The sequence below is a fragment of the Thalassospira alkalitolerans genome, from assembly GCF_002115745.1.
Taxonomy (GTDB): Bacteria; Pseudomonadota; Alphaproteobacteria; order Rhodospirillales; family Thalassospiraceae; genus Thalassospira; species Thalassospira alkalitolerans.
Window position 1 is genome coordinate 1 of record NZ_JFKB01000011.1, and the last position, 12,992, is coordinate 12,992.

The window sequence follows — 12,992 nt, forward strand, 5'->3', positions numbered from 1 at the left end:
GGGAATCCTGAATGTAAACACCGCCTAGGCTACAGTCAACACTTACACCCAGCACTAACTCAAACAAAATCTAGTTTAAGTTGCATATTTTTCGAAACTCATTTGGTTGTATATCTTATCATATTCACAACCAAGTGCTCGATTTACGCTGAAAAAAACAAAACTTTTCAAGCTTTTGCTCCGTAGATATTTTTGTTTATACAATTTTTTCAATAGCTTATCATTGCACCACTTCTATGGCACGCTCAATCACCACACTAAACACCCAGAAAGACAACTTCCCCTAAAAGTTGTACTTCTTGGCAAAAAAAACTTTCCCAAAGCACGACTTTGTTCGAAAAATAGCAATAAGCGCTACACATCAGATAAGTACGCACTTGTATTTACAGAGACTCGAGGACGTTTTTGTCTTGGATGCTATAAATAGGGCGAGATGAAAGCCTGTCGTCCCAGCTTGCCAAAATGCTTCAAGATTTAGATTTTCGGAAATCTGCATGCCAACTTCTTGGCGATATTGCCATCTTCTGTGGCAAGAATGCCAACTTCTCTGGCAAACGACAATACGAAAAAATGGTAGGCCCGGAGGGACTTGAACCCCCAACCAGACCGTTATGAGCGGTCGGCTCTAACCAATTGAGCTACGGGCCCCCGAGGGGAATAGAAAAGACCGCGCCAAACATTTGGCGCGGTCCCGAAAACTAGCGATTTTCAGGCTAAGGTCAAGCCCGAACGTCGTTTGATTTCTTAATAATCGAGGAACGACCGCAATTTGCGCGAGCGTGACGGATGTTTAAGCTTGCGCAGCGCCTTTGCCTCGATCTGACGGATACGTTCGCGGGTCACAGAAAACTGCTGACCGACTTCTTCGAGGGTATGATCCGTATTCATGCCGATACCAAAACGCATGCGCAGCACACGTTCCTCACGCGGGGTAAGGGAAGCCAGAACCCGCGTGGTCGTTTCACGCAAGTTTGCCTGGATCGCAGCATCAAGCGGCTGAACCGCATTTTTATCCTCGATGAAATCACCAAGATGGCTGTCTTCCTCGTCCCCGATCGGGGTTTCGAGCGAGATCGGCTCTTTGGCGATTTTCAGAACCTTGCGAACCTTTTCAAGCGGCATCTGCAGTTTTTCAGCCAGCTCTTCCGGGGTCGGCTCCCGACCGATTTCATGCAACATCTGGCGCGACGTACGAACCAGCTTGTTGATGGTTTCGATCATGTGAACCGGAATACGGATCGTACGAGCCTGATCGGCGATAGAACGCGTGATCGCCTGACGGATCCACCAGGTCGCATAGGTCGAGAATTTATACCCACGGCGGTATTCAAATTTATCCACCGCCTTCATCAGGCCGATATTGCCTTCCTGAATAAGGTCAAGGAACTGAAGACCACGGTTGGTATATTTTTTGGCAATCGAAATCACAAGACGCAGGTTGGCCTCGATCATTTCTTTTTTCGCACGGCCTGCTTCGCGTTCGCCCTTGTTGACGACGCCATAGACGCGACGGAATTCACCAATCGGCAAGCCAACCTCGGCCGAAACACCACCGACATTTTCACGCAATTGCGCGATTTCATCGGGATAGCGTTCGATAAAGAGTTTCCAACCCTTGCCCGGCAAAGCGCCAACGCGCTCCATCCAGTTCGGGTCGAGCTCATTGCCCTGATAGTGTTTGACGAAGTCCGGACGTTTGATTTTGCAACGATCGGCAAAACGCAGCAGCTTGCCTTCAAGGCCAAGCAAACGGTTATTCAGGCCGGTCAGATGATCAAGGAGTTCCTCGATGCGGAAGTTGTTCAAATGAACATCTTCCATCAGATCGACCATCTCGTTTTTCAGCTTGTTGTAACGCTTTTCCGTCGCAGCCGGAACGCTTTCACCCTTGTTCATCGCAACAAGGCGCTGTTCCTGTGCCTTGTGCAATTTCTCATAAGTCTTGGCGATCAGCTCGAACTTTTCAAGAACCTGCTCGGTCAGTTCCTCTTCCATCTTGGAAAGCGAAACATTGACCTTCTCATCATCGTCCTCGTCATCGTCGTCGTCGGTTTGTTCGCCCTCAGAAGTTTCAGAAGACTTTTCGGTTTCGTCCTCATCTTCTTCATCGTCAGAAGGAACACCGGTCGATTCGGGCGTTTCAGTTTCGGCTTCATCTTCATCGTCGTCGTCAGAAACAGCCTCGCCTTCAACAGCAGTGACTTCAAGGTCTTCACCCTGCGCCGCGGCCCCTTCGGCTTCTTCACCTTCTTCTTCGCTTTGCTGGGCTGCGATTTCCGCATCCGGGCCACCGCCATAGGTGGTTTCCAGATCGATCACATCACGAAGCAGAAGATTGCCAGCCTGAAGCTGATCATGCCAGTTGACGATCGCACGGATGGTCAGCGGGGATTCGCAAATCCCGCCAATCATCATGTCACGGCCTGCCTCGATACGCTTGGCAATGGCAATTTCGCCTTCACGCGACAGCAGTTCAACACTGCCCATCTCGCGCAGATACATCCGCACCGGATCATCGGTACGGCCAACATCATCGGCCGAAATATTGCCACTCGGATCAGCATCTTTGTCGTCGCTGTCATCCGAGTCGTCGCTATCCTCGCCATCGATAACATTGATGCCCATCTCGTTGAGATTGCTCATCACGTCTTCGATCTGCTCGGAAGAAAAATGCTCCGAAGGCAGGGCAGCGTTCAGTTCGTCAACCGAGATGTGGCCTTTCTCCTTGCCTTTGGCAATGAGCTTTTTGATGGCCGCCTTGTATGTATCGAGAAGAGGTCCGTCTGCGGTTTCAGAAGAGTTCTTTTTCTCTTCAGCGTTCGAAGTCTTAGACGACATCTATTCCCCGTTTCCCGCTGGGTACTATTCGTACCGTTGTTGTCCCACGCACTGTTTTTATCAGCGCAAATCACAAATAGCCCGAACGCCGATCCCACATACATCCGCATGCGTCGATCAGTCGTCGAGCTTAAACACTTTTTCCCGGCGCCGGGCGAGGTCGTCGCGTCTATGCGAAAACCTTTCCCATTCTTCATCGCTGATATCTGCTGCCAACTGTCGGACGGCGTATTTTGCCTCTTCGTCCTCCAGGGAGCTTACAGCCATGGAAAAAACCTGTTCCCAACCCGCACGGGCCCGTTCAAGCGGCGTTTCGGGCTTGGCGAAAGCGGCGTGCGCCAAAATATCCGCACCAACCACCCGCAATACTGTCTCTGACAGCCCGTCGCGCTCCAAATAGGCCTTGATCGCATCAGTATCAAGTCCAGGATCACCATCAAGGAGCTTTAAAACGGCCCGACGAAGATTGTCAAGTTCAGAGTCAGCACAAGTGTAGATTCCGAGCCGTTCACCGACGTCATCATGCAAATGGGGATGATTTATCAGCGTTACCAGCAAAATACAGTCCTGTACGGCACGGCGCTTTTGCATTGGCCGCTGCGACATGCCGGGCACGGCTTTTCCTGCTGGTTCCCAGAAATAGTCTTTTTTTCCGCTTTTGCCACCCTTGCTGAATTTTTTATTCTGGTAATTGCCACCACCTTGGCCGGAACGCGGCCCGTTGCCCTTGGAACGATCCCCCTTAAATAATTTCCAGACCCGGTCACGGAACATCGACTGATATTGCGATCTGACGGCTTCATCCCCGATCACCGAAACACGTTTCTGAATATCGGCCTCAAGGGCGGCACGCCGTTCAGGCGTGTCAATTGCACGCCCGGCAACATCAAGACGCCAAACCAGTTCGACCAGCGGCACCGATGTATCAAGAATTTTGCGGAAACTGGCAAACCCGTTTGGCGCCGCCATCAAACTGTCCGGGTCTTCGCCCTCGGGCAGGATCGAAAACAAAAGCGACTTTCCCGGGCGCAGGATTGGCAACGCACGCTCAGCAGCACGCACAGCGGCGCGTTTGCCCGCTTCATCACCGTCAAGGCACAGGATCGGCTCATTAGCCATTTTCCAAAGTTCGCCGATCTGTTCTTCGGTCACCGCGGTCCCCAGTGGCGCCACCGCCCCGCGGAATCCGGCCCGATGCAGGGCGATCACATCCATATAGCCCTCGGTCACAATGATCGGCGCATCGTGCTGGCTGGCTTCGCGGGCCTGTGGCAGGCCATAAAGCAACCGCCCCTTGTGAAACAGCGGTGTATCCGGACTGTTAAGGTATTTGGGCTTGGTATCGCCCATCACACGTCCGCCAAAGGCCACAACCCGCCCGCGCCGATCCAAAATAGGGAACATCACCCGTCCGCGGAATCGGTCATAGGTTTGCCGATCGCGATCTTCGGGTTCGATCAGAAGCCCGGCTTCAACCATCAGGGTTTCGTCGAATTCCTCGCGCTTGAGGGCTGCTTTTAAGGCACCGCGATTATCCGGCGCATAGCCAAGCCGGAATTCGGACATCGTTTTGTCGTCAAGGCCGCGACGATGGAAGTAATCAAGTCCTTCGCGCCCTTCGGGCATACGCAGCACGCGTTCGTAAAACGCACAGGCCGCTTCCATGACTTCGTATAGCGTCTTGGCCTTTTTTTCGCGTTCCTGGGCTTCACGCGACGGTTTGGGCACATCCATGCCAACCTGATTGGCCAGCACCTCGACCGCCTCGACAAACGTCAGGCCACGGGTATTCATCATAAAACTGATGACATCCCCATGCGCACCACAACCAAAGCAGTGGTAAAAGCCTTTTTGTTCGTTGACCGTGAAGGATGGGGATTTTTCGGAATGGAACGGACACAGCCCGGAATATTCCCGGCCGCGCTTGATCAGCTTCACCGACGTACCGACAATATCGGCCAGCCCGACGCGCGCCCGCAGATCGTCAAGGAACGACTGGGGAAAGCTCATGATTGTCCCGATCCCGTGATCACATTAATCCAAGCCCCTTGTGACCCTTTTATTGATTCTCATCGGAATCCGGGCTTTGGGACGACGAAAGCCGGACGATTTTACACGCCCGGCTTTCAATAAAAAATTTAAATTCTCGAAATCAGCCGAGAAGTTTTTTCGCAACACCACCAGCTTTGCCAAAATCCATGCAACTGGCATATTGTTCGCGAAGTGCTGCCATTGTCCGGCCCATATCCTTTAAGCAGGTCGCCCCAAGATCGGTAACAGCAGCTTTAACAGCCGCCTCGATCTCTTCGTCGGACATCTGCTTGGGCAGGAACCGTTCAATCACACCGATTTCCGAAGCTTCCTGCGCGGCAAGTTCGGGGCGATTGCCCTTGGTGTACATTTCAATGCTTTCACGACGCTGTTTGACCATCGCCTGCAGCAAGGTCAAAATTTCTTCGTCGGGAATACCATCTGTGTTCCCTTCGCCGCGTGCCGCAATATCGCGTTCTTTAAGTGCCGCCAAGATCAGGCGCACGGTCGTCACGGATACGGCATCCTTTGCGAGGACGGCCTTTTTCAAAGCGTCTCTGAGCTGCGATCGCAGCATGGCATATCTCTGATTCTGTGGAAGAAAGGAGCGAACATACCGCAAAACCGTGATGTAAGCAAAGAAAACCTTGCTGCGTAACACCTTGATTTTAAACGATAAATAAAAGTTTGGATGCGTTCTTGACAGCGCAGCGCGACTCCCGTAGACATCCGCCAATTTGCCCGCCGGGATAAGGATTTGCCTTGTTTTCAGCATATTTAACCGACGCCTACTGGTGTTTCGGCAAATCATGCTGAAAACACCTTGTCATGTTCGCATGCCCGATATGCAAGGGAATTAGGCTGATTCTCTCGGCCTGTTCGTAATTTTTATATATAAAGACTCCGTGTCTCACCGTGGAAAGATCGAAAGGACATTTGCCAATGTCAGCGCCCACGCACACCCCGCCTCCTGGTGCTTCTGCCGTTCTGGTACTAGCCGATGGTTCTGTTTTCTGGGGACGAGGCGCCGGTGCCCGAGGAGAAGTGGTTGGTGAAGTTTGCTTCAACACCTCGATCACGGGCTATCAGGAAATCATGACCGACCCGTCCTATGCCGGCCAGATGATCACCTTTACTTTCCCCCATATCGGTAATGTCGGCGTCAATGACGAGGATATTGAAAATACCCTTCCCGTCGCCCTTGGCTGCATCCTGCGCCAGGACATCACCGAACCGTCAAACTATCGCGCACAGGGTCATTTCAATGACTGGCTGGTCAAACACGGCCGTATCGGCATTACCGGCGTCGACACCCGCCGCCTGACCAAACGCATCCGTAATGAAGGCGCGCCAAACGGGGTAATTTGCCACAACCCGGATGGCACGTTTGATATTGATGCGCTGATTGCCAAGGCCAATGAATGGCCGGGCCTTGAAGGCATGGATCTGGCGAAAGACAATAGCTGCACCGAAGGATACGACTGGGATCAGGCGCTGTGGACCCGCGAAGGCGGTTACGGCAAACTGGGCAATGCCAAACACCATGTCGTTGCCATTGATTACGGTGTCAAACGCAATATCCTGCGCAATCTGGCCGCCCTTGATTGCAAAGTATCGGTTGTTCCGGCAACCACCAGCGCCGAGGCAATCCTTGCGATGAACCCGGATGGGGTATTCCTGTCGAACGGCCCCGGTGATCCTGCGGCCACAGGCGAATATGCTGTGCCGACCATCCAGAAACTGATCGCCAGCGGCAAACCGGTTTTCGGCATCTGCCTTGGTCATCAGATGATGGCACTGGCCCTTGGGGCAAAAACCCTGAAAATGGAAGTCGGCCATCGTGGTGCAAACCACCCGGTCAAGGATACCACCACCGGAGTTGTCGAGATCACCAGCCAGAACCACGGCTTTGTGGTCGACAAGGACAGCCTGCCTGACACCGTCGAAGCAACCCATTTCTCGCTGTTTGACGGATCACTTGCCGGGCTTCGCGTCAAAGACAAGCCGGTCTTTGCGGTCCAATACCATCCGGAAGCATCCCCGGGCCCGCATGACAGCCACTACCTGTTCAAACGTTTCGTTGGTCTGATCGAAGACGCCAAAGCCTGATAGCGCGAAAGTGTCAGCGACAAGCGATTAACGGACTTAATTTCGGGCGGTGCAGCCATTGCGCCCGCCACGCCAAAAGCGGAAGAAGACATGCCGAAACGTACAGATATCAAATCCATCCTAATCATCGGCGCCGGCCCGATTGTGATCGGTCAGGCTTGCGAGTTCGATTATTCTGGTGCCCAGGCCTGCAAAGCCCTGAAAGAGGAAGGCTATCGCGTCATTCTGGTCAATTCGAACCCGGCGACCATCATGACCGATCCGAACCTGGCCGATGCCACCTATATCGAGCCGATCACCCCGGAAATGGTCGCCAAGATCATCGAAAAAGAACGCCCGGACGTTCTTTTGCCGACCATGGGCGGACAAACTGCACTGAATACCGCACTTGCGCTTTATGACGACGGCACGCTTGAAAAATACAACGTCGAGATGATCGGTGCGAAAAAGCACGTGATTGAAAAAGCCGAAGATCGTCAGCTTTTCCGCGAAGCCATGGACAAGATCGGCCTTGAAAGCGCGCGCTCTGCCATGGTGCGCACCTTTGAAGAAGCCGTTGTTGCCCTTGAAACAACAGGCCTTCCTGCCATCATCCGCCCAAGCTTTACCCTTGGCGGTGAAGGCGGCGGCATTGCCTATAACCGCGAAGAATTTGAACAAATTGTTCGCAACGGTTTGGCGATTTCGCCGACCCACACGGTTCTGGTCGAAGAATCCATTCTTGGCTGGAAAGAATACGAGATGGAAGTCGTTCGCGATCATGCAGATAACTGCATCATCATCTGTTCGATTGAAAACGTTGACCCGATGGGCATCCATACCGGCGACTCGATCACTGTCGCCCCGGCACTGACCCTGACGGACAAGGAATACCAGATCATGCGTAACGCCTCCTTGGCGGTTCTGCGCGAGATCGGTGTGGATACCGGCGGATCAAACGTTCAGTTCGCGGTCAATCCCGATGATGGCCGTTTAATCGTCATTGAAATGAACCCGCGCGTTTCGCGTTCCTCGGCACTGGCATCAAAGGCAACCGGTTTCCCGATTGCCAAAATCGCGGCCAAACTGGCTGTTGGCTATACGCTTGATGAACTTGATAACGACATTACCGGTGTGACCCCGGCATCGTTCGAGCCGACCATCGATTACGTTGTGACCAAAATTCCGCGCTTCACCTTTGAAAAGTTCCCCGGCGCACAGGCGCTTTTGGGAACGGCCATGAAATCGGTCGGCGAAGCCATGTCGATTGGCGGATCCTTTGCCGAAAGCCTTCAAAAAGGCCTGCGGTCGATGGAAACAGGCCTGACCGGCCTTAACGAAGTCAAGATTGACGGCGCACCGGACAAGGCAGCGATCCGCGCAAAACTGTCTCAACCGATGCCATTTCGCATTCTTTACGCCGCACAGGCGTTCCGCCATGGCATGACCGTTGCCGAAATCCATTCCGCCACCAAATTCGATCCCTGGTATCTGCGTCAGATCGAAACCCTGGTCGCCGAAGAAGAAAAAATACGCGCCAGTGGCCTGCCGAAAGAAAAGCAGGAATTCCTGCGCCTGAAGAAACTTGGTTTCTCGGACGCCCGTTTGGCAGAACTGGTCGGCATGGAAGAAGACGATGTCCGTGCTGCGCGCCAGGCAATGAACCTGCGCCCGGTTTACAAACGCATTGATACCTGTGCCGCCGAATTCCCGTCGCGCACGTCCTATATGTATTCGATGTATGAAGGCGACGGGTTCTTTGAGCCGGAAAACGAAGCCGAAGTCACGGATCGCAAAAAAGTCATCATTCTTGGCGGTGGACCGAACCGTATCGGTCAGGGCATCGAATTCGATTATTGCTGTGTCCACGCGGCCTATGCACTGCGTGAAACCGGCATCGAAGCCATCATGGTCAACTGCAACCCGGAAACGGTTTCAACCGACTATGACACCTCGGACCGTCTGTATTTCGAACCCCTGACCGCCGAAGACGTGATCGAGCTGTGCCAGTTGGAACAAACCAATGGCGAACTGCTTGGTGTGATTGTGCAGTATGGCGGACAGACCCCGCTTAAACTGTCAGCAGCCCTTGAAAAAGCAGGCATTCCGATCCTTGGCACCAGCCCTGACAGCATCGACCTTGCCGAAGACCGCGACCGTTTCCAGGAACTGATCCACAAGCTGGGCCTGAAACAACCGGCCAACGGTATCGCACGTTCGGTCGACCAAGCCGTCACCATTGCCGAAAGCATCGGTTACCCGATTGTCATCCGGCCAAGCTATGTTCTTGGCGGGCGGGCAATGGAAATTGTTCACACCACCGAAGACTTGCTGCGCTACATGACCGAAGCCGTTCAGGTATCGGGCAAAAGCCCGGTTCTGATCGACAGCTTCCTTCAGGATGCGATCGAAATTGACGCCGATGCGGTTTCAGATGGCGAAAACGTCTTTGTGGCCGGCATCATGCAACATATCGAAGAAGCCGGCATCCATTCCGGGGACTCCGCCTGTTCGCTGCCACCCTACTCGCTCGATCAGGATATGATCGACCGCCTCAAGGCGCAGACCGTTCAACTGGCCCATGCGCTTAACGTTGTCGGCCTGATGAACGTTCAGTTCGCGATCAAGGATGATGTCATCTATCTGATCGAGGTAAATCCGCGCGCCTCGCGGACGGTTCCGTTCGTTGCCAAGGCAACCGGCAATCCGATTGCCAAGATCGGCGCGCGTATCATGGCAGGTGAAAAACTTACGGACTTCAAAATCAACGAAGGCCCGTTCAAACATATCGCCGTCAAGGAAGCCGTCCTTCCGTTCAACCGCTTCCCGGGTGTTGATACCTTGCTTGGCCCGGAAATGCGTTCAACCGGCGAAGTCATGGGGCTTGATACCGATTTCGGTCGCGCCTTTGCCAAGGCCCAGATGGCTGCGGGCCACGACCTTCCGCAATCGGGCAAGATCTTTATCTCGGTTAAAGGTCATGACAAACCGGCCGCCGTTCAACTTGCACGCGACGCGATTGCGCTTGGCTTTGCCATCGTCGCAACCCATGGCACCGCCGAAGCTCTTGAAAAAGAAGGGCTGGACGTCACCCCGGTCAATAAGGTACAGGAAGGACGTCCCCATATCGTGGACATGATGAAGAACGGTGATATCAACCTGGTATTCAATACCACCGAGAGCAAGCAGGCCGTGGTCGACAGTTTCTCGATCCGGCGGACGGCTCTGACCAATGATATTCCGTACTACACCACGATTGCCGGCGCACGCGCCACATTGCGTGCCATCGACAACCTGCAACGCGGAGCACTTGCAGTGCGGCCCGTTCAGGAATATCTTGGGGATGAATACTGAGGTTCGCTTCCGAACCCGACCAAAGAGTTTAGACCGCCCGGCGGTGTCGCCGGGCGGTTGATTTTGTAATACCGATCGCTAATTAAGAGAATAGGCTGTGAGCGCGATGGAAAAAGTACCAATGACCCCGCAAGGGCATCAGCGCCTCGAAGAAGAACTGAAGCACCGCAAATCTGTTGAACGCCTTGAAATCATCAAGGCAATTGCGGAAGCGCGCGAGCATGGCGATCTTTCAGAAAACGCTGAATACCATGCCGCACGCGAACGTCAGAGCTTCTGCGAAGGTCGTATTGCCGAGCTGGAAGATGTCCTGAGCCGTTCCGAAGTCATCAACATCAAGTCGCTGGCGGGATCGGTTGTCAAATTCGGTGCAACTGTGCATCTTGTCGATGAAAACACCGACGAGGAAACCACCTATCAGGTTGTGGGCCCGATTGAAGCCGATATCAATTCCGGTCGCATTTCGACCACATCCCCGATTGGCCGTGCGCTGATCGGCAAGGCCGTTGGTGAATCCGTAGAAGTTATCGTGCCCGGCGGCACAAAAAGCTACGAGATACTCTCGGTCAATTTCGCCTGATCCCATCATGTTATCTCGCGAAAAACGGTCCGATAATTATCGGGCCGTTTTTTTTGATCACAATGATCCCGCATTGGTGACTGCCATGACTGCCATAACCACCAACATCACCATTACCCCGGCCATGCCCGCCGATTGCCCCCATGTCGCGGAAATGTCCAATGCCCTGCACATCGAACTTGATTACGACAACCCGCCCCATACAAGCCAAAGCATCCACGAAATGATGTTCGGCCCCAAGGCACTGATCCAAAGCCTGATCGCATGGCATGGAGACCGCGCCGTCGGCCAGACGATCTTCCAGCCGTTCTATAATCCGGATTATTCCAAACTTGGTCTGTGGATGACCGAATTATACGTCATCCCCGATATGCGCTCAGAAAAGGTCGGCAACAAATTGATGACGGCGCTTGGAAAACACGCGCTTGATGAAGGCTATGTGTCGATGTGGTGGTCCGTCCTGCATCGCAACAAGGCAGCATGCCGGTTTTACGAACGTCTGGGCGCACGCAATTCAGGCGCCCTTCAATATGAAATCGATGGCAATGACCTTATCGATCTTGCCGGTTAAACAAGATACTTAACTAAAAAAGCCGGGCATTTTGCCCGGCTTTTCGCAAGTATGAAATGCCATTATTGACTTTTCGCCAGACTATCCAACACCATATCGATATTGCGATTAAGTGCGGTGGCTTCTTGGCCAAGATGGTCGGCACTGCCTGACATTTCAGATGACATCTCACCACTTTCATCCGCAACCGCCGAAAGCTGATTAATCAGCTCCGCAAGATCACGGGTGGCATCAACTGTAATGTTAAGGCTTTGCGCGATTTCGCGGGTGGCTGACTGTTGTTGATCCATGGTCGACGCAATCGTACTGGTCACTTCAGCCATGCTTTCGATGCTTTCCGACACTCCCTTGACAGCGGTAACAGAATCACCGGTTGCCGACTGGATTTCTGAAATCTGCTGGGCAATTTCATCCGTCGCACGTGCCGTTTGGTTAGCAAGGTTCTTAACCTCGCCCGCGACAACCGCAAATCCCTTGCCCGCCTCGCCCGCACGCGCAGCCTCGATTGTCGCATTCAGGGCCAAAAGATTGGTTTGTGCGGCAATATCGGTGATCAGTTTGACCACCTCGCCGATTTTTTCTGCCGCATTTGACAGCCATTCAATCCGTTCACTCGCCTGCCCGGAACGTGCCACCGCGTCATCCGTGATGCCGCGAGCACGATCAACCTGACGGGAAATTTCACCGGCTGATGTATTGATTTCCTCAACCGCAGATGCCGCGGCTTCCACGCTGGTTGATGTTTCTTCCGATGCGTGAACAGCACCGCGTGATGCTTCATGTGCCGCGCGTGCGCTATTTTCCATATGTTTTGCACGCTTCTGCAATTGAACCGATTCCGCGTCCACCGCTGCCGCAGACTGACCGATATTGTCACGTATCTGATCGGCAATTTCGGCAACGAACCGTGCCCGTTCCACCTGACGCTGGTCCCGGATTTGTTCGTTCTGTCTCAGCAATTCTTCGGCTCGATTGGCAGCATTTTCCGCAAGAACCGTGGCAGCCGCAGCATCGACAAGCGTCGTGTGCAATCGCAGGCAAGTCCAAAGCAACACACCGGCTTCAACGACAACGATAACAGCGTGCAAAATAACGCGGAAAAACTGACCGCCATCCGGGAAGACCCAATAGGGCACGGCAAAATTCAGAACCAGATGATGAACGGCGACAACCCCGGCGGCAACGACGATCGTACGCCAGCAAACCAACGCGCTAAGCACAGCCAGTGTTGCAAAGAAATACATATGAATATCGATCTGCCAGGGGTCGCCACGAAAAGCATAAACCAGAACACTGACTTGCAGCATCAGTGCCGTTGCGATCATGAAACGGCCAACCGGCGCTTGTCCGCCGCTAACACGATGGGTCGCATAAGCAACAATGGCAAAGATCGCACTGGCGATAAAGGGCGACACAGCATCGTCACTTGCAAAATAACCGGCAAGTGCGCTGATTGGCACATGGATCAAAAGGATGATCAATAGTGCCTGTGTGGCACGTTCGCGAATTTCCGTTAGTTTTTCCATCTAT

General features: G+C 53.3%; 8 protein-coding genes and 1 tRNA gene. 4 read left to right on the forward strand and 5 right to left on the reverse strand.

From position 1 onward, the window contains the following. Positions 1 to 571 precede the first annotated feature (571 nt). The 4 genes from TALK_RS15445 to TALK_RS15460 all read right to left on the reverse strand — a co-directional run bounded on the left by TALK_RS15445 (position 572) and on the right by TALK_RS15460 (position 5,446). Positions 572 to 648, reverse strand: a tRNA-Ile gene (locus tag TALK_RS15445). A 96-nt stretch (positions 649 to 744) separates the two neighbouring features. Continuing rightward, positions 745 to 2,838, reverse strand: a complete 2,094-nt coding sequence (gene rpoD, locus TALK_RS15450; RefSeq protein WP_085620051.1) for an RNA polymerase sigma factor RpoD — start codon at positions 2,836 to 2,838, stop codon at positions 745 to 747. Positions 2,839 to 2,955: 117 nt separating this feature from the next. Continuing rightward, positions 2,956 to 4,848 (reverse strand): DNA primase, encoded by a 1,893-nt coding sequence (dnaG, locus tag TALK_RS15455; RefSeq protein ID WP_085620052.1) that lies wholly within the window; start codon positions 4,846 to 4,848, stop codon positions 2,956 to 2,958. A 142-nt stretch (positions 4,849 to 4,990) separates the two neighbouring features. Continuing rightward, complete coding sequence (locus TALK_RS15460; protein WP_085620181.1) at positions 4,991 to 5,446, reverse strand: GatB/YqeY domain-containing protein; 456 nt, start codon at positions 5,444 to 5,446, stop codon at positions 4,991 to 4,993. A 365-nt stretch (positions 5,447 to 5,811) separates the two neighbouring features. On the opposite strand from TALK_RS15460, the gene carA reads away from it, so the two are divergent. From carA to TALK_RS15480, 4 genes are all read left to right on the forward strand, one after another. Then, positions 5,812 to 6,978, forward strand: coding sequence for a glutamine-hydrolyzing carbamoyl-phosphate synthase small subunit (carA, locus tag TALK_RS15465; protein ID WP_085620053.1), 1,167 nt, complete (start codon positions 5,812 to 5,814; stop codon positions 6,976 to 6,978). A 90-nt stretch (positions 6,979 to 7,068) separates the two neighbouring features. Beyond that, complete coding sequence (gene carB, locus TALK_RS15470) at positions 7,069 to 10,311, forward strand: carbamoyl-phosphate synthase large subunit (RefSeq protein ID WP_085620054.1); 3,243 nt, start codon at positions 7,069 to 7,071, stop codon at positions 10,309 to 10,311. 106 nt (positions 10,312 to 10,417) lie between these two features. Next, positions 10,418 to 10,891 carry a transcription elongation factor GreA gene (greA, locus tag TALK_RS15475; protein WP_085620055.1) on the forward strand — a complete coding sequence of 158 codons (474 nt, stop codon included), beginning with the start codon at positions 10,418 to 10,420 and terminating at the stop codon, positions 10,889 to 10,891. Between the two features lie 85 nt (positions 10,892 to 10,976). Then, positions 10,977 to 11,462 carry a GNAT family N-acetyltransferase gene (locus TALK_RS15480; protein ID WP_169715051.1) on the forward strand — a complete coding sequence of 162 codons (486 nt, stop codon included), beginning with the start codon at positions 10,977 to 10,979 and terminating at the stop codon, positions 11,460 to 11,462. 62 nt (positions 11,463 to 11,524) lie between these two features. Here the strand turns inward: TALK_RS15480 and TALK_RS15485 are convergent, their stop codons facing one another. Next, complete coding sequence (locus tag TALK_RS15485; protein ID WP_085620057.1) at positions 11,525 to 12,988, reverse strand: methyl-accepting chemotaxis protein; 1,464 nt, start codon at positions 12,986 to 12,988, stop codon at positions 11,525 to 11,527. Positions 12,989 to 12,992: the final 4 nt, after the last annotated feature.

Excerpts from the sequence above, each read along its gene's own strand:
- carB (WP_085620054.1), top strand. The coding sequence starts at position 7,069 with ATGCCGAAACGTACAGATATCAAATCCATCCTAATCATCGGCGCCGGC.
- carA (WP_085620053.1), top strand. The coding sequence starts at position 5,812 with ATGTCAGCGCCCACGCACACCCCGCCTCCTGGTGCTTCTGCCGTTCTG.
- TALK_RS15480 (WP_169715051.1), top strand. The coding sequence starts at position 10,977 with ATGACTGCCATAACCACCAACATCACCATTACCCCGGCCATGCCCGCC.
- TALK_RS15485 (WP_085620057.1), bottom strand. The coding sequence starts at position 12,988 with ATGGAAAAACTAACGGAAATTCGCGAACGTGCCACACAGGCACTATTG.
- greA (WP_085620055.1), top strand. The coding sequence starts at position 10,418 with ATGGAAAAAGTACCAATGACCCCGCAAGGGCATCAGCGCCTCGAAGAA.
- dnaG (WP_085620052.1), bottom strand. The coding sequence starts at position 4,848 with ATGAGCTTTCCCCAGTCGTTCCTTGACGATCTGCGGGCGCGCGTCGGG.
- rpoD (WP_085620051.1), bottom strand. The coding sequence starts at position 2,838 with ATGTCGTCTAAGACTTCGAACGCTGAAGAGAAAAAGAACTCTTCTGAA.
- TALK_RS15460 (WP_085620181.1), bottom strand. The coding sequence starts at position 5,446 with ATGCTGCGATCGCAGCTCAGAGACGCTTTGAAAAAGGCCGTCCTCGCA.